Here is a 25,240-nt window from a genome sequence, read left to right on the forward strand (position 1 = left end):
ATCGATCCTCGACACACCAAAGCGGGTGCGCGTATCGGTTCGGGGCACGGATCAGGCGCGTTGCAAACCGGGCTTGCCGCGTTCGGTGACGAAGCTGGCATGCGTCGACAGCACGCCGTTTCGTGTCGCGATCGTGTCGAGGATCTTCAGGTCCCCGCGCCACGCATCGCGCCCGACATCGCACAGCACATAACCGCGCCGGTCGATCAGCGCCTTGAGGTTCGGGTTTTCCGCACGGGATGAGCGGGTATACTCGTCGCTCTCGCCGACACCGTCCGCGCCCGAACTGATCGAGGTCGCGAGATACTCGCTGCTGATGATCTTTCCGTTGCCGTGATCCTGGATCAGGTCGCCGGCGTAATGGCGGTGCGCGTCGCCGCTGACGGTCATGACGTTGCCGGGGCACTGCGCGTCGATGTGCGAAAGCAGACGGCGGCGGCTGTTCATATAGCCCGACCACTGGTCCATCGACACGAGTTGTTCGGCTTGTCCCGCCTTGTGATAGCCCAGATTCATCAGGCAGACCTGCTGCGCGATCAGGTTCCAGCGTGCCTTCGAGCGATCGAGACCCTTGAACAGCCACGCCTCCTGCGTTGCGCCGGTGATCGAGCGGTTGGTGGCAAAGGCGTCGGGTCCCTGCGGAGCATCGCGATCGCCATAGACTTGGTCCGAGCGATATTGCCGCGTATCGAGGAAGAACGCGTCCATCAGGTCGCCGAAGCGCGCCCCGCGATACATCTGCATGTGCGAACCGTCCGGCATCGAGGACCGGCGCAGCGGCATGTGCTCGTAATAAGCCTGCATCGCCATCGCGCGGCGCGTCCGGAATACCTCCAGCGCGGTATTGTCCTGGTCGATGTCGCCGGCCCAGTTGTTATCGATCTCGTGATCGTCGAAGCTGACGAACCACGGCGCGGCGGCGTGCGCGGCCTGGAGATCGGGATCGCTCTTATATTGGGCGTAGCGCTGGCGGTAATCGCCGATCGAATAGATTTCGTGGCCGAGATGGCGGCGGACCAGCGGCTTCTTGGCGCCACGCGGTTGCTCGCCGCGATCGGGGCCCTCGTAGATATAATCGCCATAGTGGAAGACGAAGTCGATCGGCTCGGCGGCGATGTGGCGCCACGCGGTGTAATAGCCCTCTTCGTAATGCTGGCAGCCTGCGACGGCGAAGCGGACCCGGTCGAGCGGCGCGCCGGGCAAGGGCAAGGTGGCGCCGCTGCCAGTGCCGCTCTGCTCGCCGCCGCAGGTGAAACGGTACCAATAGGGTCGGGCCGGGGCGAGCCCCGCGACTTCGACATGCACCGAATGCGCCAACTCAGGGTGCGCGATCGCCTCGCCGCGTTGCAGTACCTGGCGGAACTCGGGATCGGCGGCGACCTCCCATGCGACCAGCACCGGCGCCATCATCATGCCGCCATCGGGCTGGAGCGGCAGCGGGGCCAGCCGCGTCCAGATGACGAAGCCCGAGGCATCGGGATCACCCGCCGCGACGCCGAGCGTGAACGGCGGGGTCGGGAAGCGCGGGGCTTCGATCAGGTTGCGCGGCCGGATCTCGGCGGCGCCGACCCGGCCCGGCAGCAGACCGACGGCGGTCAGGCTTCCAAGGGCGGACAGGAGATAGCGGCGGTCGACTTCGTACATGGTCGTAACTCCGTTCGGCGGGTCAGCGCAGCATGATGTGGAAAAAGGCACCCTGGCCGTAATCGTCGACCTCGCTGACGTAGCGCAGGCCGTTGCCGACCAGGAATTTCGGCTGGTCGTTGAGCAGGTTAGTGATCTCGTATTTGAACGTCACGTGCTTCGTCACGCGGTGCCACAGACCGAGGTTGACCGTGGTCAGTTCGGCGCGACCGTTATCGTCCTGCGCGGTCTCGCCGATGCCCTCCATATAGCTGCCCCGGTGCGTGACGGTCGCGCGGAACGCGCCGTCGATCGCGGGCAGGCGCAGCGTCGCGCCACCGTTGACGATCCATTTGGGCTGGTAGATCAGCCGATCGAGCGTGCGCGTTCCGGCGTCGCTGGTAATCGACATCCGTCCCTTCAGCCAGGTCGCGTTGAAGAACGGATCGATCCGCTGCCCGAACAGGTTCACATCGTGATCGGCCGCCTGGAATTCCACGCCGTACAGCCGCGAGCTGTCGGCGTTGAGCGGCTGACGGACCCGGTAATTGACGTCGTCGATCAGCTGCGTCGTGGTCAGCGTGAAGATGTCGTCCTTGATCCATTTGGCGAAGGCACCGAGCGAGATGATGCCGTCCTTGTGGAAATACTGCTCGATCTGGAGATCGAGATTGTCCGACCGGCGGGGACGCAGTTCGGGGTTGCCGCGACTGATCGAGCAATCCGCGCCGCCGCTGTCCTCGTCCCCGCAATTGAGCGATTCCGGCTGGGCGATGTTGCCCGGCGTCGGACGGCCGAGCGTGCGGCTGTACGAGAAACGCAGCTTCTTGCCCCCCGCAAAGTCCCGAATACCGGTGAACGACGGCAGCAGATATTCGTAGCCGCCCTTGCTGCGGGTCATCACGGCCGACGCGGTGCCGCCGGTGATCGTCGGCTGGAACGCGGAGAAGCGCGTGTGGTCGTAGCGGAAGCCGGCGACCAGAATGGTGTCGTCGGTGGCATAATGCAGCGACAGATACGGCGTCACCAGTCGCTCGGTGTAGCGATAGTCCCCGGTGATGCTGTCATAGGTCGAGTTGGGCCCGTCCTTGACGAACTTCGGCCACAACTCCTTTTTCACGCGCGCCCAGTCGACCCACGGGAACGACTGCGGCGCGCCGACCGGGACATAGCCTGGATCGTACAGATACCCGTTCATCGCCTGGCCCAGCTTGTATTCGGTCATGTCGACGTTGCGGGCCAGTTCCAGGTTGCGAAACTCGATACCCGTGACAAACCCGAAGCCGCGATCCTCGGGTTCGGCGTTCCAGCCAAAGTCGACGCGCGCATCCGCCAACCCCTCGTTCGCCATGCGATAGGTCGTCTGTGCGGTGCTGAGCTTGTAGGGCGATCCGAGGACCACGCCGGGCTTGTTGATCCCGGTGACGTACGGCAGGCCGCCGGTGTCGTCGTTGCCCGCAGCCCAGTCCAGCGAAAGCCCGGTAGGGTACGCGCGAACGCCGATATAGGGCTGCGTATTGTCGTACCGGGCGCGCGTGTAGCCGCCCCGAACGCGCAGCGACGAGCGGTCGTCATGCCATTCGACGTTACCGATCGCGCCGACCGTCGCCTTGTTCCAGGTATCGTAGCGATAGCGCGAATAGAGGCTGTTGATGTCCGATCCGCCGCCCTCTGCGGTGAGGTCGGTGACGCTGTTCTTGGTGTAGAAATCGTTCTTGTTCATCGTCGAGGATTCCCACTGACGATAATTGAACCCCAGCAGCGACGCATAGATATCGGTGCCGAGCGGGCGCCATTCGAACTTCGCCGAGCTGCCGGCTGTCTGGAGGCGGTTGGTGTAGCTGCCGTAGCTGTGGTTGTAAGGCACGGCGATGCCGTTCCAGGCGGGATCGTCCGGGCCGGCGAGCTTCTTGCCGGCGTCGCTGAAGTAATATTTGGTGTCCTGCCACCATTTGCGCGAGTTGCGGATGCGGTTCTCGTAGCGCGCGGACAGCACCACCCCGAACTGGTCGCCTGCGCCGAATTTGTCCGCGAACACCATCTTGCCGCCGCCGCCGAAATGCGGCGTGCTGCCGTTGCCCGCGTTGCTGCCGCCATCGCCCTTGAACGACGAATAGATGCCGTAGCCGTCGACCATGAAATAGCGGCGCTTGAGGGCAAAGGCGCTGCGCGTGACGATGTCGACGATGCCGCCGATCGCGGCGCCGTCCTGTTCGGCGGTGAAGGTCTTGTAGACGTCGTTGTGGAACGACAGCTCCGACGGGATCTGCTGCAAATTGACCTTGCGCGACCCTTCGCCGTCATTGCCGATCGTTGCGAGCGTAATCCCGTCGATCGTGGTCTGGTTGAGATCGGGGGAGATGCCGCGAATGCTGACGAACCGCGGCGCATCGCCGTCCTCGATCGCGCTGATGCCCGGCAACAGGATCAACTGGCCGGCGACGCTGCCGTCGGCGGACAGCGTCTCGAGATCGTCATAGATGATCGAATCGCGCACCGACGTCGACTGTTCCTTGTCGGATCGGATCGCGCGTTCGCCCATGACGACGATGTCGGACTTGGTCTGGTCGGGATCGGCGGTCGGATCCTCCGCGTTTGCAGCACTCGCCATGAAGAATAACGGGAACGTACACGCGGCGGACGCGATAAGGCGAACGCGCCTGGCGGGCAAAGGAAACGACATTGGACCAGCATCTCCGACAGGGGCGCGCAGAGAGCCTTTCCGGACACGGGAAGGCTGGCTCTACCGATTGCGGGGTCGCGCGATCTGCGGCCCCGGTCGCCTCGCTTATGATCTCGACGCGACACAACCGCGTCAGTTACGCTGACCTTTTATGACAGCGGGTACTATTCCAGGCGCGTCGCTCCGCGGCGTCCTAAAGCCGTTTCGGGACTGGTGTGGCCCGAGTCAGTCATCGCGTTCGCATATCGCGGAACGACGGGGATCGGGCCGGTAACTGCCTGCGAATGCCAGAGTCGGGAGCGTTCCTCCATATTCTGGTGAGATATCAATCCTCTGCCCAGCGCCTGAGCAGATTGGACTGCGTCTTCGCCAGCAGGTCCAGCTCCGGGGTCTTGCCCAGGCGGTCGAACAGCGCGTGCCGTGCGGTTTCCAGATCGAACAGCAGTTCGCGGGCGTCGGCATCGCGGATCAGGCTGCGGACCCAGGTGACGGCGGCCAGCCGTTCGCCGGACACGACCGGCGCGACGCGGTGCAGCGCGGTCGTCGGATAGACCACCGCATCGCCTGCCGCCAGCTTCACGTCCTGTTCGCCGGCCGCGGAGTCGATGACCAGTTCGCCGCCTTCGTAGGTGTCCGGCTCGGACAGGAAGATGGTGACCGACACGTCGGTCCGCATGCCCCCCATGATCGCGTCGTCGACATGGTTGCCATAGGCCATGCCGGGCTCATAGCGGCTGAACAGCGGGGGGCGCACGACATGCGGCCGCGTCGCCATCCGGAACAGCGGGTTCGCCAGCAGCCGGTCGATCACCAGGTCCTGCATGTCGGCGAGCAACGGGTCGCTACGGTCGACCTGCTCGTTGCGCTTGACCGGCCGCGCCTCGCGACCGGCGGTCTGGCGCCCGTCGACGAAGCGGGTCTTGCCGAGATTATCTCGCAGCCACTGGAGATTGTCGGCATCCAGAACGTTGGCAATCATGATCAGCATGGGAAATCTCGTGGCATCGGCATGACCTCGGGTCGCGGGTCCTATCAGTACCCCCCCATGCGGCCAACGGCTTGGCGAGTAGGGAAATATCATGCGTACGAAGTTGTGGATAGGCGTCGGTGCTTTCGTTGTCGCGCAGTCGGGCCAGGCGATCCTGACCGAAGCGGCCGCCAAGCCGCTGGCGTCGTCGGTCGATCAGGTCGGCGAAGGCGGCGAGAACGAGCGCGGCGAGGGCGAAGGTGAAGGCGAGGGCCGTCAGGTCGTGCGCTCGGCGAAGTCGCGGCACATGGTCCGGAACCCTCGTCGCGCTCGCGCTGCGCAACAGCATGCAGGCCAGCGTGGCGAAGGCGAGTATGAGGGTGGCGAAAACGAGCGGGGCGAAGGCGGCGAAGGCGAGCGCTGATCCAGGGATAAGCGGGAAATGAGCCGGGCCGGGATCACGCGCAAGGTCATGTGGGCCGCGATTGCACTCTGCGTGGGCGTGATGGTCTTTGCGATCATCGCCTACCGACCGGCCATTGCAGCGGTGACGCGGCCCGATCCTCGTTTGTTCGATACGGCACTGGTCGCGCGGGGGGCCAATCTTGCGCGACTGGGCAATTGCGTCAGTTGCCACCAGTCCGCGAATGGACGTCCTTACGCGGGCGGCTACCCGATCAACACGCCGTTCGGGACGGTCTACGGCAGCAACATCACGCCCGACCCGGCGACCGGGATCGGGCAGTGGTCACCGGCTGCGTTCAGCCGGGCGATGCGCGAGGGCGTGGGGCGTGACGGGAGTCATTTGTATCCGGCCTTTCCGTACACCCATTATGCGAATGTCACGGACGGCGACCTGGGCGCGTTGTACGCGTTCCTGATGACCCGGCCAGCCGTGCGGGCGGTACCGCCGGCCAACACGATGATCCCGCCGCTTGGCTTTCGGCCGTTGCTGGCCGGCTGGAAGCTGCTGTTCTTCCGACCGCAGCCGATCGCATCCGATCCTCGCCAGTCGCCTGCATGGAACCGGGGTCGCTATGTCGGCGAGACGCTGGCGCATTGCACCGCGTGCCACAGTCCGCGCGGCCTGTTGCAGCAGGAGAAGCGTGGCGCCCAAGCCTATGATGGCGGGTGGTCGGGCGGCTGGTATGCCCCCCCGATCAACGCGCGCTCTCCGGCAGTTCGGGCATGGACGGTGGACCGGCTCGATGCGTATTTCCGTACTGGCCTGAGTACCGCGCATGCCGCAGCCGCCGGGCCGATGGGGCCGGTCACGTATAATCTGGCACGCGCTGCGCCGACGGATGTGCGCGCGCTTGCGACCTATCACGCGTGGCAGATGCGCAACGCGCCAGCCGCGCGCGTCGAGCCGCCGCTGGCGGATCGTCGGGCATCGGCGTCGCAGCGGCATCCGGTTGGTGCGCGGCTGTACGACGGTGCCTGCGCGGTATGCCATGAGCCGGGTGCGGCGATGATGGTCGCGGGGCGTCCGGTCCTGCCGCTCGGCACGCCGCTGCACGAGGACAACCCCCGCGATACGATCCAGATCATCCTGCAGGGGCTGCGTCCGCCCGTCTCGGCGCGCGGGCCCTATATGCCGGCCTTCGCCGATGCGCTGGACGATCGTCAGGTGGCGGAAATCGTGGCATATCTGCAGGCACGGCATGGCACCGGTCCGGCCTGGAAAGAGCTTGAGAAAGACGTCGCCAGGGCGCGCAAGGAGGGCGAATGATCGACTTGATCGTCAACGGGGCGGCGGCGCGCGTCGATGTCGATCCCGCCACCCCGCTGCTCTATGTCCTGCGCGACGACCTCCATCTCCATGCCGCCAAGTTCGGGTGCGGACTGGGGCAGTGCGGGGCGTGCACCGTGTTGGTCGACGATCGGCCGGTATTCTCGTGCCTGCTGCCGGTCGGCGCGATCGGGGCGCGCAAGGTCACGACGGTCGAGGGGCTGGGGACGGCCGCCAGACTTGGCGACGTCCAGCGCGCCTTCCTCCACGAGCAGGCGGCACAATGCGGATATTGCATCCCCGGGATGATCGCGCGTGCGGAAGCGCTGCTGCGCGAGACGGTCACACCGACCGAAGACGCGATGCGGACGGCAATGGCGCCGTCGCTCTGTCGGTGTGGCACGCACATGCGAATTTTACGCGCGGTGCGGCGCGCGGCCGTGATGCGCGGCGGCGGGGTGGTCGATGCCGCGGAACCCGTGACATGAGCGGGCATGCGTCACGCCGCGATGTGCTGGGCGGGCTGCTGGTCGCGTTTGCCTTCGCGCCCGCCGCGCTTGCACAGACCGGCGGCGGCGAGGGCAGCGGTGGACCGCCGACGGTCGCGCCCGATTTGGCCGGAACCCTAGCGAAGTTTCCCGATCTCGACGCGTGGATCCGCATCGCACCGGACGGTCGCGTGACGGTATTCACGGGCAAGGTCGAACTCGGGACCGGCGTAAAGACCGCGATGGCGCAATTGGCCGCCGACGAACTCGACGTGGCGATCGAACGGGTCGATCTGATTACCGCGGACACCGCCCTGACACCCAACGAGGGCGTGACCGCGGGCAGCCAGACGCTCGAACAGAGCGGCACCGCGATCGCCAACGCCGCCGCCAACGTCCGGCTGCTGCTCGCCGAGACCGCGGCGACGCAGTGGGGCGTGGCCGCGACCACGCTGTTCACGCGCGACGGCACCGTGCTGGACGGGCAGGGACGGCGCGCGACCTACGCCGAGCTCGCCGCGTCGACGTCGCTGGCGGTGCGCGCGCGTGCCGACGTGCCGCGCAAGCGGCTGGCGGCGCGGCGGTTGATCGGACGGCCGGTGCCGCGCGTCGACCTGCCCGCCAAGCTGACCGGCTTGCCGAGCTATGTGCACGACATGACGCTGCCCGGCATGGTGCACGCGCGCGTTCTGCGCGGACCGTCGTCCGGCACGCGACTGACGCCCGACCTTGCGGCACTGCGCCGGCAGTCGGGCGTCGCCCAGGTCGTGGAGGTCGGGCGGTTCGCCGCGATCGTCGGACCGCGCGAATGGCCGCTAGAGCAGGCGCTGCGGGTCGCCAATCGTGGCCGCTGGGTGCGCGATGCCGCGGTGCCGGCGCTGCCGCCCATGCCGGCGGGACTGTTGACCATGCGCCGCGAAAGCCAGGTGATCGACACGCGGCGCGACGATCCCGCGGCGCGCGGCGTCCAGCGGCTGTCGGCGCGCTACGACCGGCCCTATCTGATGCACGGCGCGATCGGACCATCCTGTGCCGTGGCGCTGTTCGCGGAGGGCCGGCTGACGGTCTGGACGCACAGCCAGGGCGTCGAACCGCTGCGCCAGGCGATCGCCGAGCTGCTCGCGATGCCGGCCGACCGCATCCGCTGCGTCCACCGCGAGGGAGCGGGCTGCTACGGGCATAATGGCGCTGATGACGTCGCGGGCGACGTCGCGCTGATCGCGCGCGCGATGCCCGGCGTGCCGGTCCGGCTGCAATGGAGCCGCGAGCAGGAACATGGCTGGGAACCGCTCGGCCCGGCGATGCTCGCGCAGGTCGATGCGACGCTCGACGCGTCGGGGCGGATCGTCGACTGGCGGCATCAGGTGTGGAGCAACACGCACAGCACCCGCCCGACGGCAGCCGGCGATCTTCTCGCGGGGGCCGAGGTGGTGCCACCTTTCACGCCGACGCCACCCAAGCCGATCCCGCAGCCGAACGGCGGCGGCGACCGCAACGCCATTCCGCTGTATCGCTTTCCCAACCAGACCATCGTCAGCCATTTCCTGCCCGACATGCCGGTGCGCGTCTCGGCGTTGCGCGGGCTTGGCGCGCATCTCAACATCTTCGCTCTCGAAAGCTTCATGGACGAACTGGCGGTCGCAGCGGGACGTGACCCGGTGGCGTTCCGACTGGCGCATCTCGACGATCCGCGTGCGGCCGCCGTGATCCGGCGCGCGGCGGACCGGTTCGGCTGGGGGCGATACCGACCTGCACCCAATCGCGGGCGGGGGTTCGCCTTTGCGCGCTACAAGAACCACGGGGCCTATTGCGCGGTCGCGCTCGATGTCGAGCGTATCCCCGACGAGGGGCGGCTGATCGTCCACCGCGCGGTCGCCGCGGTGGACAGTGGCGAGGCGGTCAATCCGGACGGGATCCGCAACCAGGTCGAGGGCGGGATCGTCCAGTCGCTGAGCTGGACCGCAATCGAGGCGGCTGGCCATGACCGTGCACGCCGTACCGATTACGACTGGAGCACCTACCCGATACTTCGCTTCGCCGACGCGCCGCGCAGCGTCAGCGTCGAAGTGCTCGATCGGCCGGGGACGCCGTTCCTCGGCACGGGCGAGTGCGCGCAGGGGCCGACCGCAGCGGCACTCGGCAACGCCCTGACCGCTGCCACGGGGGTACGCCCAAGAAGCATGCCAATGATAAGCCGACCGTCGGCATAGGTATGACCAGGGGGCGTGCCCTTCGAACCACAGGCGTTGCGTAAAGTGATCGGCAATACCGCGGAGAGGGACAAGCGGTTGAATGTAACGGATCGAAGTTCGTCATGCCGCAACGAGATGTATGTTTGGATGATCGGCAATGATCTCGAGTATGATCTCGAAGTAGGTTTGGCCAGTGCCGGCTTTCAACGCGGATAGCTGACGGTCGATCCGCTCCACGTCATATTGGCCGGGTCGTTCCAGCTTGGCCTGGAGGAATGCGCATGTTGCAGACAAGCCAAGACTGGATCGGGCAAGATCGATATCCTGCCAGACCAGCCTGACGGACTCGTTTCCGCGAATGGCACCGTAACCACCGCGCATCATGTCATCCAGGGCATCGAGGCTCTCACCCAGCTTCCAGTCCTCCTCCGCCATGAAAACGCGGTTGATCTCTGCGTAGAACGACGGGATGTCGTGAATGGTCTTGCCCGCGATTGTCAGGATAGTTGTCATCGTCGGTGTCGTGTCCCGCATTGCCGATGCGCTGACCAGCATCCGAGGTTTATGCCGAAACGTCGGCTGCGGTAATCAGGACAGGGGGCTCTCCGCCCAACCGACTGACGAACTCACGGCGCGCGATGCGATGGATGTCGGGCTCGAATTCGACATAGGCCTCGATCGCGGTCTCGCGGTCGATTCCTTCTAGATCGGGGTCGATGAACTCGGCCAATGCCTCGCTGGTGATCAGGAACTCGACCATTCCAAGCGCGGTTTGGCCGAGGAACAGGATGCCGTTCCGCTCCGCCGACCACTCATAGTCGCCGAGTGCAAAGCGAACGCTTGCGGGTGCCATGCCTCAGCCCTCGTCGTTTGCGCTTGGCAACCGCTCCGCCAGCGCGGCGATCCCGTCACCGGTGATGGAGACATGCGATGCGCCATCGATCAGCACGGGGCGTTCCGGGGTGAGCACGGCAGCTTCGCGATGGTCCCTATCAAGTGCAGTCCAGGCGCGGACTGCGCCTTCCAGGCTCGTCACCTCGGCGAGATTTTCGCCGCCGCGCGGCACGTTCTCCAACGCGGCGCTCATCCGCCAGTCGATTTCGGGCGTCTTCGCGTCGTCGCCCCAGGTTGCTTCCGTCATGCTCGTCCCCTCATCATTGCCGGTGGTGCATCCAGCCACGCTGTCAAAGCGCTCACCTTCGAAGGCTGGTTCCGCCGAGGATACGCCGCTTGAGATTGTACGGGCGGCGCGCGCAGGGCATGGTCGCCGAGAGAAGAGACTTCCCAGGGAGAGTAACGATATGAACCGACTGCTCACAGCCTTGACCTGCCTCGCGACGTTGGGAGCCACGGGGGTGGCCGCGCAGTCGGTCGCTTCCTCGAAAGAGATCGCCGCCGTTGTCGCGTCGCCGACCCGCACGCCGGCGAACCGGGAGCGCGATCGGTATCGCCACCCGGCGGAAACGCTGGCCTTTTTTGGCGTGAAGCCGACGCAGACGGTGGTCGAGTTCCTGCCGGCCGCGGGCTGGTATACCGAGATCCTCGCGCCGTTGGTAAAGGACCGTGGGCGGTATGTCGCGTTGGTGCCGACGGCGCAGGCGGAACGCACGCGCAACGCATTTGCCGCAAAGGCCGCGGCATATGGCGCCGTGCAGGTCGCGACAATCGACTTCAAGACCGGAGCATCGTCGATCCCGGCCGGGAGCGCAGACGTGCTGCTTACGTTCCGCAACGTCCACAATCTGCTGATGCAGGATGATCCCGCCGTAGCGGGCCGCGTGTTCAAGGCGTTCTATGCGGCCCTCAAGCCGGGCGGCGTGCTGGGCGTGGTCGATCATCGCCTGCCAGAGGAGATGGATACGGCGCGCGAAAAGACGAGCGGTTACATCAAGAGATCGACGGTAGTGCGACTGGCGCAGGCGGCGGGCTTCAAGCTTGCCGGGGAATCCCGGATAAACGCCAATTCCAAGGATACCCACGATCATCCGGAAGGCGTCTGGACGCTGCCGCCGACCTATCGATTGAAGGACGTCGATCGTTCAAAATATGCAGCGATCGGCGAGAGCGATCGGTTCACGATCAAGTTCGTAAAGGGGCGTTGATCGAGCACCGCGGACCAGCGGCGGCGGTTCGGACTATCTTCTAACGGGCCGAGAAGTAGCGACTCTTGGCCCGGGCCTGGGATCGCGACGAGCCCGGCATCGTTACCCAGTGTGTCGCGAACCTCCGTCCGCGACCCTATTTGAAGGGCCGATGCCGATGAGAGCTGCCGATGTCTTCTCGACGCTTGACGTCGAACTGAAGCCCGATCCGTCACGCACCGTGATCCGCCCGTTCAGCTTCGGGTATCCGCCAGCTTTCGCGGCGGATCATCCACCGCGCAGCCAGGTGGTCGTGGACCGCATCGAGGCGCTGGACGATACGATGCGCAGGAGGATGCGTGACCTGCTGCTGACCCCGATGCGGGAGCGCCATCGCAACGTCGAGAAGGTGTTTCTCCGCCGTTTCGCGGAGATGCGTGAGGAGATCGGCGACGGTGACTTCGACGAAGACGAACAGATCCTGATCGGCGCCTATTTCAGCCAGGAATACGCGTTCGAATCCGCCGCTCTCTTCAACCCCAGCATCGTTTCGCTGACGGATGAGGAGCCGTCGGTGCCGGGTGCTATCCGCTTCGTCATGTCGCTACGGGGGATCGGCGAGGGACATATCTCGTCGATCACGTTTCGTACGGGCGAGTGGGGACCGGGCGATCGACTGGTGATCGACCCGTCCAGCGCGCACGGCGTCCCGCCCCGCATCGAGCGGCACGATGGCGACTGGGTCCGCCTGGTATGCGAAGACAGCCAGGACGCGTCGGAAACGGTGATCTTCCCGGTCCTGCCGAGCCAGCGACAGGGCATCGAGGACCTTCGCCTCGTCAATTTCACGGATCATGACGGGGTCCGCAGCGTCATCGGCACGTACACCGCGTTCGACGGCAAGGACGCGCGCCAGGAAATCCTGCGCGGCATCGATCTGCGCCGGGGCGAGATGAGGCCGCTTGCCGGAGCCATGACCGGGTACAAGGGAATGGCGCTGTTTCCGCGGCGTATCAACAATCAGTTCGTGATGTTGGGGCGGCAGGACAGCGAGAATATCTGGCTGCTGCGATCGGACGATCTTTATACCTGGGAGACCGGAACGCCGATCATGGCGCCTAAATATCCGTGGGAGTTCGTGCAGCTGGGCAATTGCGGGTCGCCGATCGAGATCGACGAGGGGTGGCTGGTCTTCACGCACGGCGTCGGCATGGTCCGGGGATATTGCATCGGTGCCTGCCTGCTCGACAAGGACGATCCGTCGAAGGTGCTTGCCCGCACGCCGTCACCCTTGCTGTTTCCCAGCGCGGAGCAGCGCGGCGGCTATGTGCCGAACGTGACCTATAGCTGTGGCGCGCTGATCCGCGATCGCCGGATCTTGCTGCCTTACGCGATCGGCGACGAGTATTCGGCGTTTGCGGTAGGAGAGGTGGACGACCTGTTGTCCGTGATGAAAGCCGATTGATGAACCGGCGTGCCGAGATGGAGGGCGTTGGCACGCCCACCGTCGCAGGGGGCCGGTCTTTCAACGGGACGGTCACGCGGGATCTGGACGAGGTGAAGCTGGCGTAGATTCTTTGCTCGCCGCTCGCCGCTAAACGACTGGCTTCGGCGCCGGCCCGTAGAGGTTTGCTTACTTGGCAGAAGCAAAGCTCTAGGGGGTGAACAAGAAAAAATGGTGCTGCCGGTGAGGATTGAACTCACGACCTCAGCCTTACCAATTATCGGATTCGGGTTTCTCCGGCTTACCGTCTGTTACCGTGGGTGGGTTTTCCCGCGGAAAACCGTCATTTAGACGGACGTCCTGTTTCCCTGGCTGGCCGTCGATTTCCATTCGGTTGCTTGCCAGATGATTGCCAGGACGAAGCCATTGCCAGCACCGCAGACGGACGAAACGCAGGTCGACAAGACAGTCACGATCAACAAGCGGTTCATCAACGATATCACCTTCCCATCTACCGAAGAGGGCCGGCGCGTCCGGTGGGACAAGCAGCTCAAGGGCTACGGCATCCGCGTGAACCCGAACCGCAGCATCGTATTCGTGGTGCAGTACCGGATGAAGACGAAGGGCGCGAAGACCCAGACATACACGATCGGCAAGTACGGCTCGCCCTGGTCGCCCGACGCCGCGCGCGAAGAGGCCCGATCGCTACTGGAGCTTGTCCATCGCGGCATCGATCCCATCGCGCAGAGGCGCTCCGCGGAGGCCGCAGCGCAACAGGCCACGCTGGAGGAGGTGCACTACGAGTTCAACGCGTTCGCCGACCGCTACATCGATGACCATGTGAAGGCGAACGATCTGCGGAGCCTGTCGGACTTCCAAGGCACGTTCGACCGAGATATCCGTCCCTTCTTCCAGGGCAAGTCGGTGAGGCAGATCACCAAGCAGGACTGCAAGGACCTGCGGTCGCAGATCGGACAGCGCAGCAAGTCGGCTGCCAACAAGGCGCACAAATGGCTGAACGCAGCGCTTATGTGGGGCATCGAGCATGATGGCCTCGAGTCATCGCCGATGCTCGGGCTCAAGCGACCGTTCAAGGAGGGCAAGCGGACTCGCACACTTTCGGAATGGGAGATCGCCCTTCTCTGGTCGGTGCTGCCGCAGCTTGCTTGGCAGTTCGCCATGCACATGCGGATACTTATTCTCACGGGGCTGCGGCTGCGCGAGGTGAGCGGCATGACATGGGAGGAGATCGACCTGGACCGAAAGGAATGGATCGTCCCCGGTGCGAGGACGAAGAACAAGCGCGACCATTTGGTACCGATCCTGCCGGTCTTCGAATGCCTGCTGACGACGATAGAGCCTGACCCCAAGCTCAGGTCTGGATTGCTGCTGACCAGCAACGGACGGACGCCAGTGTCAGGATTCAGCAAGTCGAAGGCGGAGGTCGACGTGCTGATCGCCTCTGCGATCCGAGAGATCACGTGGCGAAACCACGGCCCCTTCGCCCCGTGGGTTCGCCACGACATGCGCCGTACACTCTCGACGATGTGCGGGGAGATGCGCGTGCCGATCGCCCACGCGGAGGCGATCCTCAATCATGTGTCAGGTACTTTAGACGGCGTCGCGGGGACATACTGGCTCTACCAGTACGCCCGCGAGAAGCGAGAGACGCTAGCGAAGTGGGAGAAGCGTCTTGAGAAGATCATGAAGAAGCACAGGGTCGCATTTCCGTGACGGTTCCGAGGATCAATCAGGCTGCCCGAGGTCGATCGCTGGTCACGACAAGTGCATCAAGGCCGCTACGGCCAAAGGTGTCAATTTAGGGTCAGAAATCGCGAAAATATCCGGACGCTGTTCGGAAGCTGGTGGCCGACGACACGAAACCTGCCTGTATTGGGCGCCAGCCGGGCATATCCCGAGTTACATTCATAAGTTTATGCCTAAGGCACCTAATGCACGTCCTATCCGCACAAAGTCGGCCTCCGCAAAACACACTTGGCCGTCGACTAGCTCGACATCGAGCGCGCTTGCCGTTCGATAGGCGGTGCAACGGGTGCATGAATGATTCTCATGTACCGCCCGTCCGACCAAGACGAGTAAATGAGCCTTCGGTGCAAACGTCGTAGATTTGCTGATGCTGCCGTATCTCGGCCATACGGTCGGTGGTCCACATGAACAGGGCGGCGAACGGCTCGTGTAGAGAGCGGCCGAGCGGCGTCAGCGCATATTCGAAGCCCAGCACCCGGCCGTCGATCCCGGTGCGGGAGATCATCCCGTTGCGTTCCAGCCGGTGAATACCCGGACCCGCCAAGAAGCTGGGAACCTGCTCGTGGACAGTATATTGCCGATCTGCAGTGCGCCTTTCAAAGCTGAGGCGAGCGCGCGCGGAGCCAAGCTTCGCCGGGCTATGATCCGATCGCATTGACCTGCGCAGTGGTTAAAGTCCTCGACCGACACAACCCTCGCGACGGCCTGCACGAAGCCGCTGGAAATCGCATTTTCGGATGTTGCGGGTCTCGTGCCGTGGCGCCGTTAGAGCTGGGCAGGGCGCTCGAGTGCGATGTCCTGTGACGGCGAGCACAAGTCGCTGTCGACCATTGCCCAGGAGTTTGCATGTCCCTCGTTACGCGTACCCTATTCTCCACCCTTGCCCTACTCGTCTCGTCCACGGCGCAGGCACAGACCTTTTCAGGGCCTCACGTGGAAGCCGTTGTCGGTCTGAGCCACGAGTCTCGCGAAGAGCTGAACCGTGACCTCAAGGATGACAGCTTGGCTTATGGCGGCGGCGGCGGCTATGATGTTCGCACCGGTAATGTCGTTGTCGGTGTTCTCGGTGAAATCAGCGGAACAACGAACAAGGACTGTGGGACATACGACATCAAGGCTACGCCGCAGACCCCTGGCTTCGCAGGCCGGCTATGCGCGCGTGCACAACGTTCGCTCTTCGCCGGCGCTCGCGTTGGCTACGTCCTCGGCGACCACACGCTCGGCTACGTGCTTGGCGGGTACGAGAACGTTCGTTCCAAGTGGTCCGTTGACGGCACCATCGACGGCGTTGATGCGAAGCGGAGTGATCATGCCAGTGATGACGGCTTCCGGGTTGGCGCGGGGTTCGAACACGCCGTTTCCGATCATGCCTTCATCAAGGCGGAGTACCGCTACTCACGCTTCGGACCACAGGATCCCGGCGCCGAGAAGCACCAGTTCGTCAGCGGCGTCGGCTTTCGTTTCTAGGCTCATACCGGTGCAGAAGTATTGAAAAAGACTGATCGGGCCGGTGGCGGGCGTCACTGGCTCCTGTACATCGGCCTGCTATCAACCGTCTGCGCTCCGGCCCGGTCGTTCGCGTCCGGGCCGGAGACGTTCGACATACCCTCGCTACCGGTCGTCGAAGCGATCGAGCGGCTCAGCGTTCTGTCGAACATGTCCATTGGCGGTACGTTGCGAGTCGATCCGCGACTGCGCACGCGGCGGGTTCGGGGGCGGATGTCCAGCAAGACTGCTCTGAGAGAGATGCTGCGCGGCACCGGGCTGCGTGCGTTGCAGGTCGGCGTGCAAAGCTTCCGGCTTGAGCGGATCACTCCCCGTCCCAACCCCGTACCTGCCTTGCCACCGCCCCCGGCAGATCCCACGCCGGACATCGTTGTCATCGCGAGCAAACGTTCGCTACCGGCACAGCTGCTGGGCGGCAGCGTAGAATACGTTCGCTTTGACACGCCTCTTGGAGGTAGTGCCGCCCGCCGCGGACCGGCGGAACTTGCCGAGCGCATTCCCTCGATCGCGTCGACGTCCCTTGGCCGGGGTCGCGACAAGCTGTTTCTCCGTGGTATCGCCGACTCGAGCTTCGCGGGCGCGACAGAGGCGACGTTGGGCGAGTATCTCGGCGAGGCGAGGATCAACTTCAACGCGCCCGATCCTGGACTCATCCTCTACGACGTCAGTCGGATCGAGCTGCTCAAAGGCGCGCAGGGCACGCTGTACGGAGGGGGCACGCTTGGTGGCGTCCTGCGGATCGAGCCCCAGCGGCCCAATCTTTCCCACACCGCTGGATCCGTCGACGCGACGGTTTCCGCGACTCATGAAGGTGGCTTTGGGACTTCGTTGGCCGCAGTCATCAATCTTCCGATCGTCGAAGACCGTGCAGGGGCTCGCCTCCTAGCCTACAGGACGCGGGAAGCAGGCTACATTGACGACGTCGGACGGAACCTGAAGGACGTTAATCGCACTATCACGTCGGGAGGACGGGGACAGGTTCGCTTCAAGCCGGGACGCTGGCAGATCGACGTCGCTGGGACTTATCAGCGGACAACGTCACGCGACAGCAACTATTCAGTCGCGGGGGAGGAGCCGCTCACGCGAAGAACCAGCGTCGCGCAGCCATCGTCGAACAGCTTCAGCCTGCTCGGCGTCGAGGTTCGCGGCCCCGCTGCGGGAGCCGAACTTGTCTCCACGACTTCCGTTGGACGGAACAACTTAAGCGCTACCTACGATGGGACGGTCAAGGCTGGCTCGCCGGCAGCCTTTCGCGACGATCGGCGGCTTACGACCCTGAACCATGAAACTCGCCTGGCACGTTCGGCGGCCACTGGAGCCGGTTGGGTCGTCGGTATGGCCGCTTTCGCACAACGCGACGAAGCGCAGCAGACCGCGGACGAGCCGGCTCTCGCCGATCTCGCCTCAAACCTCCAGAGCGATCGCGTCAATGTTGCCCTCTTCGGCCAGGGCTCCCTTCGTGCAGGCGATCTTCTGCTCACGGCGGGGCTGCGAGGTACCTACTCACGTCAGTGGGCTGAAACTGCGCTGGATCTGACGTCGAACGGGTTCGGCAGCGGCGGACGGACCGAGCTCAACATTTCTCCTATGGCCGAGATCGGGTGGCTCATCGACAGCGAAACGTCCCTCGGCTTCTCGTTGAGACAGGGGTTCCGGTCGGGCGGCGCTTCCATCTACCGTGTCGACCAACGATTTGAAGACGTGCTGTCGCCCGGGTTCTACTCAATCTACTACGGGCAGGATCTGATTCGTGCCGCTGCACTGGAGTTGAGTCATCGCACGACCGGAAGCAGGCCGTTCGATCTGAAGGCTTCGGTGACGGCCGTGAAATGGAACAGGACGCAGGGCAGTATCGTCGACGAATACGGATTTCTGTACGCGACGAACACCAATGGATCTACCGTCCTGAATCTCGATCTGTCCGGGTCGTGGCTGATCAGGTCCGACACGACGCTGCGAGCCGGCAGCTCGATTACCCGGCGTGTAGACATTGGTCCAGGTTCGGCCGTTTCCGAAGTACCGAGCGTGCCAGTCGGAGCCACCTATGGCAGCATCGAATGGGAGAAATCGCTGTCGAACAACTGGAAGGTGGGCATGGAAGCGCGACTGGCATATCGGGGGAAATCACGCCTCGGCTTCGGCTTCCTCAATGAAATAGGTCAAGGCGATGCGTTGTTCACCAACGCAGCCGTCCGTATCGGGCATGGTTCCAAGTCGCTGACGCTGTCGGTCGACAACATTCTCGACGACCGTTCCAGCCTGTTTGGCTATGGCAATCCCTTTACCCTTCGGTCGGAGCGACAAACGACTCCTCAGCGACCTCGCACGCTTAATGTAGGCCTGCATGCAGACTTCTGAAGGCGCTGATGCGGGTTCGGCGTTCCCGTGCCGTTTGACCACCATCAGCAAACGGTGGGGCGACGAAACGTGTCCGGATGGACGGCCAATCGAACTCCGATCAAATACGACTGCCGTCAATCAAGCGGACGGATGCCAACGGTCTACTTGGTTCAGCGGGACCCCCCTGACGTGATCATCGCTCCGTCGCTGACCGACCTGTTTCACGCGAACAGGACCATGATCATGCGGTACTTTCGAGCACATGGAGCTGGCGATCACGCTGATGATCTGCTTCAGGATCTATGGCTCAAGATTGAACGCGCACCGCCGGTAGCAGAGGTCTCACGGGCGTATCTCATGAAAATGGCTCACAATCTCGTGGTTGATGAATCGCGGTCTGCAACACGGCGGAGAGCGCGCGATCACACTTGGCAAGGCGAACGAATGGGCCTCCTCGATGTAGACCCTGCTCCGGATGCTGAGGAGGTGGTCATATTCCGCGACGGTCTTCGTAGGATGGAAGACGCTCTGCGTCGGCTAGGCCCGGTGACCGAACGGATCCTTCGCCGCCATAGGATCGATGGCGTTCGTCAGCAGCAACTCGCCATCGACGAAGGTCTATCCTTGAGCTCTGTCGAGAAGCATCTCCAGAAGGCCTATCGCGCAATTGCCTTGATCCAGATTGAGTTTGATGGGGCGGGGGAGCACGTACGATGAGCGACGAGAGCCACGATCCCGCCATGCGTGAGGCGCTTGATTGGGCCGCGCATATGCAGGCAGCCGATTTCGATGATTGGGAAGCCCATATCGAATGGCTCGAGGCCGACGCCACTCATCCGGCACTCTATCGCCGCGCAACAAAGGCGATGTCCGCAGGTCTGTCGATGCTTCAGCCGATCGGGGCTGGCTCCGTACCATTGGCGGCGAACGACACCGAGGAAAATGTCGGCACGCACCGCCCGCAGACCGGTTGGTGGGCAGGAGCAGGCGTCGCGCTTGCCGCCACGATCACCGCGTTCTTCATACTGCCGCACCAAGGTGCTGAGCCCGCGCGGTCAATCCGAACGGCGCCCGGCGCCAGCCGAAACGTGACGCTTGCAGACGGCACGTCATTGACCCTGAACGGCGATACGCAGGTCACGGTAGCGGACGCGGCGCAGCGCCGAATTGTTCTCCACCGAGGCGAAGTGTTCCTCCGTGTCGTTCACGATGCCGAGCATCCGTTCGAAGTGGTCGTGGGCGACAGGTTGTTCCGCGATGTCGGGACCGAGTTCAACATCAGCATGCAATCTACCGCCACTCGGCTTACTGTCGCTGAGGGTGCCGTGGCGCTGGATCCAGATGGCGCGAACCTGCGCATCGATGCGGGAGATGCTGTCACGATCATGGGAGCGCAGGTGGTGATCGGCAAGGTAGCCTCCCGCAACGTTGGCAGTTGGCGGGAAGGACGGCTTGTCTACGCCAACGACCGCGTCGATCGCGTGGCATCCGATCTGACTAGATCGCTTGGCGTATCCGTGGTGGTATCTCCGCGATTGGCAGACGAGCGGTTCACCGGCGTGCTGCCGCTCCGCCAAGGTCCCGGCGAGGTGGTTCGTCGTTTGGCAGACCTCTTGCAAGCGTCCGCCGTTAAGACCGAGTCGGGTTGGTCCGTTGACGTCAAACAGGTGCGAGATGGGACGACCGCTCCCTACTCCAGCGGTCGGTAGGCAGATCCTGCTCGGAAGTGGACGACACCAGTTCCTGCTGGTTGTGCCGCGCATCCCGAACCAGGATACGTCCAAAACCAAGAGGCGCTGAAGACGGCGCGTGTGCGCGATGCGGAGCGTCTTTCCGCTCAGGGGCAGGGCAACGCCGCGTCTGGATCGGGCCGACTGATGTTTCGGCCCCCGGTAGCCCGATGAGCCCGTTGCCGGACCGGGGTTCCAGCTGCGCCCCCACGTCCTTTTTCAAAATCATGCGCGCCGAAGCTTCGATCACCAGTTTCCCCGCCTTAGGCCATCTCCACGCAACCTCGGCGCGTCAAAGCGGCCGGGTGATTTGTTGATTAGTCATGGGAGAATATGAATGATCAGAAGCCTTTTGCTGGCTGCCCTCACCGTGGCGACCTTCGCAGCAGGAGTTCCAGCTACCGCGCAGGACCACGGTCGCCTAGAGCGTAGCGAACAGTTTGGAGAACGCTCCGATCGCAACGAGGGCCGCCGTTGGCGACCGGATCGCCGCCCCCCCAGCTACCACCCCAGCCTGAATGGTCGCGATCGGCGATACTACGGACGGCACGAACGGGATCGGTACACCCGCAACGGACGCTACTATGGTAATCGCCATCGGCGTCATGGAGGCTGGCGCTACCGCTAGTCTCGTCCATCTGTCGGGACATCCTTGCGAGCCGCCTCCGGAACCGCCGCTGCTGGCGGACGGAAGCAGGGCGGCAGTTTGACGTGTTGTTTTTTTGGCGATGCTGCATTGCTGTCTACGGAGTGCACTATGAGGACAGGCAACCTGATATTCGCCGCTGTGGCATGCGCCGGTCTTCCCGCTGCCGCCTGGGCGCAGACCGCGAAGGACATCGTGCTCGTTCACGGCGCCTCGCGGACTGCTCCGGCAGGAAGGGATTTTACGATAAGCCGACCGCCTGCGGCTACGGCTTTAGTATGGTCCAGAATTCGCTGACGTCCTTCGAGGACGACGTGCCGGCGACGAATCGGGTTCTGGCACGCCGGGACGGCGCCACCATCCTCGTCTGGTACAGCTACGGCGGCAGCGTGATCCGCGAGGCCGGCGGCGACGCCAAGGTCGTGGGACTGGTCTACGTCGCCGCCTTTGCTCCGGCGGTCGACAAGTCGATGCTGGACCAGTATTCCAAGGTTGCGGCCTCCGCCCGACTTCGTGCCGGAGACGACGGCCGACGGCTATGGGTTCCTGAACAAGCAGAAGTTCAAAGCCGGCTTCGCAGCGGATACGAGCAACAAGTTCGGCTCGTTCCTTCGGGGCAGCCGGGTTCCGGTGTCCATGGCGGCGATCGGTGCCAGGGTCACGAAAGCTGCGTGGAAGGTAAAGCCTAGCTGGTTGGTGCTGGCCAAGGAAAACGGCGCCATTGATCCAAAACTGCTGCGCAGGATGGCACGCCGGATCGGTGCCAATACAATGGAGAGCAAGGGCAGCCACGTCGTCTTCCTTACCCCGCCTAAGGCGGTGGCGAACGTCATCAAGAAAGCCGCGATCGGCGCGATGTCGGCTAATTAGTGCGTCGGTGCCGAAGCGGGTGCTCGTAAGGTCCGATCGGCGGAATTCAGGCGCCTTGTGCAAAGGCGGAAGCATTCGGGAAACGGCCGCTCCAATCGGCAGGCTGGAGTGTACGCGGCGGAGTGGGTACCGCCTTCCGTTGATCGCCAAGCACTGACCGAGCAATCTGACGACGCCCGGCGTGCAGCGTGATCGACGATCCTCACCGTAACGTGCGGATGAGGGCATATCCGCCACGGCCGCCTTTTATTAGACCAACTGGTGAGGCCTGACATCAGACAGCGCCGCTATCGCTTGGGCGACCAAGGCGGCGGCTAAATGCTCGTGATGATCGTCCAGCACGTCGAGAATTTTGTGAAGTTCGCTCGTTGCCCTATCCCGATGGCGGGTATCTTCGCTCATGTTTCGTTCCCAAATAGCAGGAAGTGGCCCAAGTCTTCCGACCGTCGCGGGGCGGGACGAGTTTGCGAAAGCGGCCCCACCTAACATAGATCGAAACCGTGCCTTGGCGTCATATGGCGGACCGTCCGAGGTAGAGCATCGCGATGCCGTAGCTGTCGATCATCCCATGTGCCAATATCAGCGCCCATAGATTGCGGCCGCTACGAAACCACGCCCAACCAAAGACTAGACCGGCCAAACCGGTTGAAATAACGCCGGCTGGACCTTGTATCGAATGAGCCAATCCAAAAAGCGCTCCACTCGCCAAAATTGCGGTCCATCGCGAGCGATCGCCCGAGCCCAGAATCGCACTGACCTGATGCTGCAGGAAACCCCGGAAGAGTATCTCCTCGCCGAACGCAGCGCTCGTCAGCGCCAGCATTAAGAGTTTCAATGCTGCTTGGGCATTGCCCTTCAACGCACCATAGCCACTCAGATCGGTCTGGATGCCGAGCAACTTGTTGATCACGGGTTCAAGGATATAGCCGAGGGCCGTCACCCCAACGGCGATGCCGACAGCCCAGGCCAGAGTCTTCGTAAGCCCGTGCCGGCTCAAACCGATAGGATTGAGGCTTCGCGCTTCCAGAAACGTCCATACGAGCGCGGCGCAGGCCAGCAGCACCACCCGAAATGGTATGGCGACCACCGGCTGGAATAGGATAATGAGTAGAACGGCGATCACTAGACCGCGAATGGGTTTTCTATTCAATGATGTCATGATCCTGCTTCCGTGTTCTTGACCATATAAACGATCGATATGTCGTCTTCGAAACTCGGTGCGTTCGCCATATCGAGCTACCGATGCTTCCCGAGACCCGTGCGAACACTTTTCCATCCTTAATAATACGATGACGGCATGGCGATTCGCATGGAGCGGCTTCGACACTTCCCCGCTGCAAGGATGGACAACTGCACGAACTAGGCCACTTTGATCCTTGCCACGGCGAAGAAGCTGCGCCGACGGGAAGACTCCCGTTGCGTGAGTCTCAGGTATGGCGTAAATACAAATTCGCAACGATCTCTTTCTGTAGGACAGAAATTACATGTTGGTCAACAGTCATTCCGGATTGGAGCGCTCCGCATCGGTGGGTCTCGTTTTTTGTTGGCTCGCGGTCATCCTCACCCTGTTGGGTGGCGTACTGGCGTTCATCGGAAGCTTCGACGCCGACTTCGGGCCGGCGAAGGTCCTCGTCCGTCACAGCGATTCCTACATGCCGGCCTATGCGGTCCAGGTCGGAGCGGTTTCCTACTTCGTCTTCGCCTACGCGCTGTGGCGGCTGATATCGTTCCTTCGTCTCTCGAAGGCTGGTCGGGTCTTCGCAGCGGAGACAACCGCGCACCTGCGTGCCTTCGGACGCTGGCTCGTGGTGGCTGCTGCCGCGGCTTTGGTGCTGCCGCTGCTGGCGGTCGTTATGCATACGATGATCTTGGCTTCGCCCGGCCCCAGTTCTGTACCACCGTTGCAGGTACCGCTCTTCTCCAGCCTCTTCGCCTTGGCGATCGCCACGCTCGTGATGATGATCTGTCGTGTCATCGACGAAGGCAGACGCCTGCGCGACGAACTCGATGAGATAGTCTGATGGCGATCGTCGTAAGACTCGATGTCATGCTTGCGCGGCGCAAGGTACGCTCCAAGGACTTGGCTGCGTTCGTCGGCATAACTGAAGCCAACCTGTCACTGCTCAAGCAGGGGCGGGTCAAGGGGGTGCGCTTCGAGACATTGGAAAAGATCTGCAGATTCCTCGACTGCCAGCCAGGCGATCTTCTTGAGTGGGATGAAGGGCAGGCCGATTGATCTCGTTTGCCTCTCTCGTTCAGCCGTTTAAGGCCGTCGCTTGGCTTTGATCATGTAGCCGCCCCCCGACGACATTAGATTGGAAACCTGCGTCTTAAATTGATGGAGGAGTCGGCGATGTCGGAGATTATTACGATCGGACTCAATCTGGCGAAGAAAGTGTTCCAGGTCCACGGGGCTGATGAGCGGGTCATCTGATCCTGCGCAGGAAGTTAAGCCGGTATCAGTTGCTGCCGTTCTTCAGCGCGCTTCCGCAGTGCACGGTCGCCATTGAGGCGTGCAAATGCTCGCATTTCTGGGGGCGGCAGATTGCCCTGCTAGGCAAACGGCAGTTCTATGCCCCAGCGTTTAACATGCTGTGGGTGTCGAACATGACCTATGTCGCGACCTGGGCGGGATTCGTCTACGTCGCCTTCGTCACTGATACTTACGCCAGACGGCTCGTAGGCTGGCGCGCCAGCAGGACGGAGCATGCCAGCTTCGTCTTACATGCATTCGAGCAGGCGCTTCATGGCCGCCGGCCGGCACATAGTGGCGACCTGGTTCACCATAGCGACCGGGGGCGCACTACGTGTCTATCAAGTATACCGAGCGGCTCGCCGAAGCCGGGATCGAGCCGTCGGTCGGCAGTGTGGGTGTTGTTGCCCCCTAAAGGCCTGACAGAGCCTCGCAGGTTTGCGCGATGAACTCGCGTGGGGATCGATAGCGCAAAGCGCGGTGCGGATGCACCTCGTTATAATGGGCGAACCAGCCGGGCAGTTGGTCGATGACACTCTGCGCATCTGGCCTGGGGTTCACGCGGACATAATCGCGCTTGAGGGTGCGAACGAACGCCTCGGCCATGCCATTCGATTGAGGACTGCTGACTGGGGTCGTGCGCGGGATCAGTCCAATGCCCCGGGCGAACGCCCGTGTGTTGCGAGCGGTGTAGCAGC

At 63.3% G+C, this 25,240-nt stretch carries 25 protein-coding genes and 2 pseudogenes; 17 read left to right on the top strand and 10 right to left on the bottom strand.

What is annotated here, in order from left to right; translation table 11 throughout:
* Positions 1-51 precede the first annotated feature (51 nt).
* From EQZ23_RS18225 to EQZ23_RS18235, 3 genes are all read right to left on the bottom strand, one after another.
* The gene (locus tag EQZ23_RS18225; protein WP_128455867.1) at positions 52-1,644 is read right to left on the bottom strand and encodes an alkaline phosphatase D family protein; all 1,593 of its coding nucleotides are present in this window, start codon (positions 1,642-1,644) and stop codon (positions 52-54) included.
* 22 nt (positions 1,645-1,666) lie between these two features.
* On the bottom strand, positions 1,667-4,234 hold the full coding sequence (locus EQZ23_RS18230) for a TonB-dependent receptor (protein ID WP_164913498.1): 2,568 nt from the start codon (positions 4,232-4,234) through the stop codon (positions 1,667-1,669).
* A 397-nt stretch (positions 4,235-4,631) separates the two neighbouring features.
* On the bottom strand, positions 4,632-5,294 hold the full coding sequence (locus EQZ23_RS18235) for a Fe2+-dependent dioxygenase (RefSeq protein ID WP_128455869.1): 663 nt from the start codon (positions 5,292-5,294) through the stop codon (positions 4,632-4,634).
* Positions 5,295-5,385: 91 nt separating this feature from the next.
* Here EQZ23_RS18235 and EQZ23_RS18240 point away from each other — a divergent pair, with 91 nt between their 5' ends.
* The 4 genes from EQZ23_RS18240 to EQZ23_RS18255 are packed head-to-tail and all read left to right on the top strand — an operon-like array spanning position 5,386 to position 9,703.
* Positions 5,386-5,697: a hypothetical protein gene (locus EQZ23_RS18240; RefSeq protein WP_128455870.1), complete on the top strand. Its 312-nt coding sequence runs from the start codon at positions 5,386-5,388 to the stop codon at positions 5,695-5,697.
* 18 nt (positions 5,698-5,715) lie between these two features.
* On the top strand, positions 5,716-7,005 hold the full coding sequence (locus tag EQZ23_RS18245; RefSeq protein ID WP_128455871.1) for a cytochrome c: 1,290 nt from the start codon (positions 5,716-5,718) through the stop codon (positions 7,003-7,005).
* Positions 7,002-7,493: a (2Fe-2S)-binding protein gene (locus tag EQZ23_RS18250; RefSeq protein ID WP_128455872.1), complete on the top strand. Its 492-nt coding sequence runs from the start codon at positions 7,002-7,004 to the stop codon at positions 7,491-7,493. The genes EQZ23_RS18245 and EQZ23_RS18250 overlap by 4 nt, the downstream gene beginning before the upstream one ends.
* Positions 7,490-9,703 carry a molybdopterin cofactor-binding domain-containing protein gene (locus EQZ23_RS18255; protein WP_128455873.1) on the top strand — a complete coding sequence of 738 codons (2,214 nt, stop codon included), beginning with the start codon at positions 7,490-7,492 and terminating at the stop codon, positions 9,701-9,703. Before EQZ23_RS18250 ends, EQZ23_RS18255 begins: the two co-directional genes overlap by 4 nt.
* 102 nt (positions 9,704-9,805) lie before the next feature.
* Here the strand turns inward: EQZ23_RS18255 and EQZ23_RS18260 are convergent, their stop codons facing one another.
* Genes EQZ23_RS18260 through EQZ23_RS18270 form a run of 3 tightly spaced genes read right to left on the bottom strand, consistent with a single transcriptional unit; the run spans position 9,806 to position 10,826 of the window.
* Entirely contained in the window at positions 9,806-10,240 is a 435-nt protein-coding gene (locus EQZ23_RS18260) for a barstar family protein (protein WP_240663672.1), read from the bottom strand.
* Positions 10,241-10,247: 7 nt separating this feature from the next.
* Positions 10,248-10,538, bottom strand: a complete 291-nt coding sequence (locus EQZ23_RS18265; protein WP_128455874.1) for a DUF1488 family protein — start codon at positions 10,536-10,538, stop codon at positions 10,248-10,250.
* Between the two features lie 3 nt (positions 10,539-10,541).
* Positions 10,542-10,826, bottom strand: coding sequence for a hypothetical protein (locus EQZ23_RS18270; protein WP_128455875.1), 285 nt, complete (start codon positions 10,824-10,826; stop codon positions 10,542-10,544).
* A 160-nt stretch (positions 10,827-10,986) separates the two neighbouring features.
* Between EQZ23_RS18270 and EQZ23_RS18275 the strand changes: the two genes are divergently transcribed.
* The 3 genes from EQZ23_RS18275 (at position 10,987) to EQZ23_RS18285 (ending at position 14,944) form a co-directional block, all read left to right on the top strand.
* Entirely contained in the window at positions 10,987-11,787 is an 801-nt protein-coding gene (locus EQZ23_RS18275; RefSeq protein ID WP_128455876.1) for a class I SAM-dependent methyltransferase, read from the top strand.
* A gap of 157 nt (positions 11,788-11,944) precedes the next feature.
* Entirely contained in the window at positions 11,945-13,231 is a 1,287-nt protein-coding gene (locus EQZ23_RS18280; RefSeq protein ID WP_128455877.1) for a glycoside hydrolase family 130 protein, read from the top strand.
* Positions 13,232-13,615: 384 nt separating this feature from the next.
* Positions 13,616-14,944 carry a site-specific integrase gene (locus tag EQZ23_RS18285; RefSeq protein WP_128455878.1) on the top strand — a complete coding sequence of 443 codons (1,329 nt, stop codon included), beginning with the start codon at positions 13,616-13,618 and terminating at the stop codon, positions 14,942-14,944.
* A 334-nt stretch (positions 14,945-15,278) separates the two neighbouring features.
* Here the strand turns inward: EQZ23_RS18285 and EQZ23_RS20520 are convergent, their stop codons facing one another.
* Positions 15,279-15,632, bottom strand: a complete 354-nt coding sequence (locus EQZ23_RS20520) for a winged helix-turn-helix transcriptional regulator (RefSeq protein WP_128455879.1) — start codon at positions 15,630-15,632, stop codon at positions 15,279-15,281.
* Between the two features lie 191 nt (positions 15,633-15,823).
* Here EQZ23_RS20520 and EQZ23_RS18295 point away from each other — a divergent pair, with 191 nt between their 5' ends.
* The 6 genes from EQZ23_RS18295 (at position 15,824) to EQZ23_RS20085 (ending at position 22,069) form a co-directional block, all read left to right on the top strand.
* Complete coding sequence (locus EQZ23_RS18295; protein ID WP_128455880.1) at positions 15,824-16,444, top strand: porin family protein; 621 nt, start codon at positions 15,824-15,826, stop codon at positions 16,442-16,444.
* Positions 16,445-16,465: 21 nt separating this feature from the next.
* A complete protein-coding gene (locus tag EQZ23_RS18300) occupies positions 16,466-18,841 on the top strand; it encodes a TonB-dependent receptor plug domain-containing protein (RefSeq protein ID WP_128455881.1) in 2,376 nt (791 codons plus the stop codon).
* 171 nt (positions 18,842-19,012) lie between these two features.
* The gene (locus EQZ23_RS18305; protein WP_164913500.1) at positions 19,013-19,540 is read left to right on the top strand and encodes a sigma-70 family RNA polymerase sigma factor; all 528 of its coding nucleotides are present in this window, start codon (positions 19,013-19,015) and stop codon (positions 19,538-19,540) included.
* Entirely contained in the window at positions 19,537-20,532 is a 996-nt protein-coding gene (locus EQZ23_RS18310; protein WP_128455883.1) for a FecR domain-containing protein, read from the top strand. The genes EQZ23_RS18305 and EQZ23_RS18310 overlap by 4 nt, the downstream gene beginning before the upstream one ends.
* A 945-nt stretch (positions 20,533-21,477) precedes the next feature.
* Positions 21,478-21,888: a hypothetical protein gene (locus tag EQZ23_RS20080; RefSeq protein ID WP_206364311.1), complete on the top strand. Its 411-nt coding sequence runs from the start codon at positions 21,478-21,480 to the stop codon at positions 21,886-21,888.
* A gap of 7 nt (positions 21,889-21,895) precedes the next feature.
* Positions 21,896-22,069, top strand: a complete 174-nt coding sequence (locus EQZ23_RS20085; RefSeq protein WP_206364312.1) for a hypothetical protein — start codon at positions 21,896-21,898, stop codon at positions 22,067-22,069.
* Between the two features lie 249 nt (positions 22,070-22,318).
* Here the strand turns inward: EQZ23_RS20085 and EQZ23_RS19950 are convergent, their stop codons facing one another.
* Positions 22,319-22,471: a hypothetical protein gene (locus tag EQZ23_RS19950; RefSeq protein WP_164913501.1), complete on the bottom strand. Its 153-nt coding sequence runs from the start codon at positions 22,469-22,471 to the stop codon at positions 22,319-22,321.
* Positions 22,472-22,580: 109 nt separating this feature from the next.
* On the bottom strand, positions 22,581-23,228 hold the full coding sequence (locus tag EQZ23_RS18320) for a type II CAAX endopeptidase family protein (RefSeq protein WP_164913502.1): 648 nt from the start codon (positions 23,226-23,228) through the stop codon (positions 22,581-22,583).
* A 325-nt stretch (positions 23,229-23,553) separates the two neighbouring features.
* Here EQZ23_RS18320 and EQZ23_RS18325 point away from each other — a divergent pair, with 325 nt between their 5' ends.
* The 4 genes and pseudogenes from EQZ23_RS18325 to EQZ23_RS18335 all read left to right on the top strand — a co-directional run.
* Positions 23,554-24,090, top strand: a complete 537-nt coding sequence (locus tag EQZ23_RS18325; RefSeq protein WP_128455885.1) for a DUF2975 domain-containing protein — start codon at positions 23,554-23,556, stop codon at positions 24,088-24,090.
* The gene (locus tag EQZ23_RS18330) at positions 24,090-24,305 is read left to right on the top strand and encodes a helix-turn-helix transcriptional regulator (protein ID WP_128455886.1); all 216 of its coding nucleotides are present in this window, start codon (positions 24,090-24,092) and stop codon (positions 24,303-24,305) included. The genes EQZ23_RS18325 and EQZ23_RS18330 overlap by 1 nt, the downstream gene beginning before the upstream one ends.
* 117 nt (positions 24,306-24,422) lie before the next feature.
* Positions 24,423-24,628 (top strand): annotated as a pseudogene (locus EQZ23_RS20385) (IS110 family transposase); the annotation flags it as partial.
* A 3-nt stretch (positions 24,629-24,631) separates the two neighbouring features.
* Positions 24,632-24,942 (top strand): annotated as a pseudogene (locus EQZ23_RS18335) (DDE-type integrase/transposase/recombinase); the annotation flags it as partial.
* Positions 24,943-24,953: 11 nt separating this feature from the next.
* On the opposite strand, the gene EQZ23_RS18340 reads toward EQZ23_RS18335, so the two are convergent.
* Positions 24,954-25,240: integrase core domain-containing protein (locus tag EQZ23_RS18340; RefSeq protein ID WP_206364313.1), on the bottom strand; the 287-nt coding region annotated here is incomplete at its 5' end.

Origin of the sequence: Sphingomonas sp. UV9 (assembly GCF_004101245.1) — a bacterium.
In the GTDB taxonomy this organism is placed as follows: domain Bacteria; phylum Pseudomonadota; class Alphaproteobacteria; order Sphingomonadales; family Sphingomonadaceae; genus Sphingomonas.

What these genes read in the sequence shown, in the direction of transcription:
- EQZ23_RS18225 (WP_128455867.1), bottom strand. Translation starts at nt 1,644, where the DNA reads ATGTACGAAGTCGACCGCCGCTATCTCCTGTCCGCCCTTGGAAGCCTG.
- EQZ23_RS18230 (WP_164913498.1), bottom strand. Translation starts at nt 4,234, where the DNA reads ATGGCGAGTGCTGCAAACGCGGAGGATCCGACCGCCGATCCCGACCAG.
- EQZ23_RS18235 (WP_128455869.1), bottom strand. Translation starts at nt 5,294, where the DNA reads ATGCTGATCATGATTGCCAACGTTCTGGATGCCGACAATCTCCAGTGG.
- EQZ23_RS18240 (WP_128455870.1), top strand. Translation starts at nt 5,386, where the DNA reads ATGCGTACGAAGTTGTGGATAGGCGTCGGTGCTTTCGTTGTCGCGCAG.
- EQZ23_RS18245 (WP_128455871.1), top strand. Translation starts at nt 5,716, where the DNA reads ATGAGCCGGGCCGGGATCACGCGCAAGGTCATGTGGGCCGCGATTGCA.
- EQZ23_RS18250 (WP_128455872.1), top strand. Translation starts at nt 7,002, where the DNA reads ATGATCGACTTGATCGTCAACGGGGCGGCGGCGCGCGTCGATGTCGAT.
- EQZ23_RS18255 (WP_128455873.1), top strand. Translation starts at nt 7,490, where the DNA reads ATGAGCGGGCATGCGTCACGCCGCGATGTGCTGGGCGGGCTGCTGGTC.
- EQZ23_RS18260 (WP_240663672.1), bottom strand. Translation starts at nt 10,240, where the DNA reads ATGCTGGTCAGCGCATCGGCAATGCGGGACACGACACCGACGATGACA.
- EQZ23_RS18265 (WP_128455874.1), bottom strand. Translation starts at nt 10,538, where the DNA reads ATGGCACCCGCAAGCGTTCGCTTTGCACTCGGCGACTATGAGTGGTCG.
- EQZ23_RS18270 (WP_128455875.1), bottom strand. Translation starts at nt 10,826, where the DNA reads ATGACGGAAGCAACCTGGGGCGACGACGCGAAGACGCCCGAAATCGAC.
- EQZ23_RS18275 (WP_128455876.1), top strand. Translation starts at nt 10,987, where the DNA reads ATGAACCGACTGCTCACAGCCTTGACCTGCCTCGCGACGTTGGGAGCC.
- EQZ23_RS18280 (WP_128455877.1), top strand. Translation starts at nt 11,945, where the DNA reads ATGAGAGCTGCCGATGTCTTCTCGACGCTTGACGTCGAACTGAAGCCC.
- EQZ23_RS18285 (WP_128455878.1), top strand. Translation starts at nt 13,616, where the DNA reads ATGATTGCCAGGACGAAGCCATTGCCAGCACCGCAGACGGACGAAACG.
- EQZ23_RS20520 (WP_128455879.1), bottom strand. Translation starts at nt 15,632, where the DNA reads ATGCGATCGGATCATAGCCCGGCGAAGCTTGGCTCCGCGCGCGCTCGC.
- EQZ23_RS18295 (WP_128455880.1), top strand. Translation starts at nt 15,824, where the DNA reads ATGTCCCTCGTTACGCGTACCCTATTCTCCACCCTTGCCCTACTCGTC.
- EQZ23_RS18310 (WP_128455883.1), top strand. Translation starts at nt 19,537, where the DNA reads ATGAGCGACGAGAGCCACGATCCCGCCATGCGTGAGGCGCTTGATTGG.
- EQZ23_RS20080 (WP_206364311.1), top strand. Translation starts at nt 21,478, where the DNA reads ATGGTCCAGAATTCGCTGACGTCCTTCGAGGACGACGTGCCGGCGACG.
- EQZ23_RS19950 (WP_164913501.1), bottom strand. Translation starts at nt 22,471, where the DNA reads ATGAGCGAAGATACCCGCCATCGGGATAGGGCAACGAGCGAACTTCAC.
- EQZ23_RS18320 (WP_164913502.1), bottom strand. Translation starts at nt 23,228, where the DNA reads ATGACATCATTGAATAGAAAACCCATTCGCGGTCTAGTGATCGCCGTT.
- EQZ23_RS18325 (WP_128455885.1), top strand. Translation starts at nt 23,554, where the DNA reads ATGTTGGTCAACAGTCATTCCGGATTGGAGCGCTCCGCATCGGTGGGT.
- EQZ23_RS18330 (WP_128455886.1), top strand. Translation starts at nt 24,090, where the DNA reads ATGGCGATCGTCGTAAGACTCGATGTCATGCTTGCGCGGCGCAAGGTA.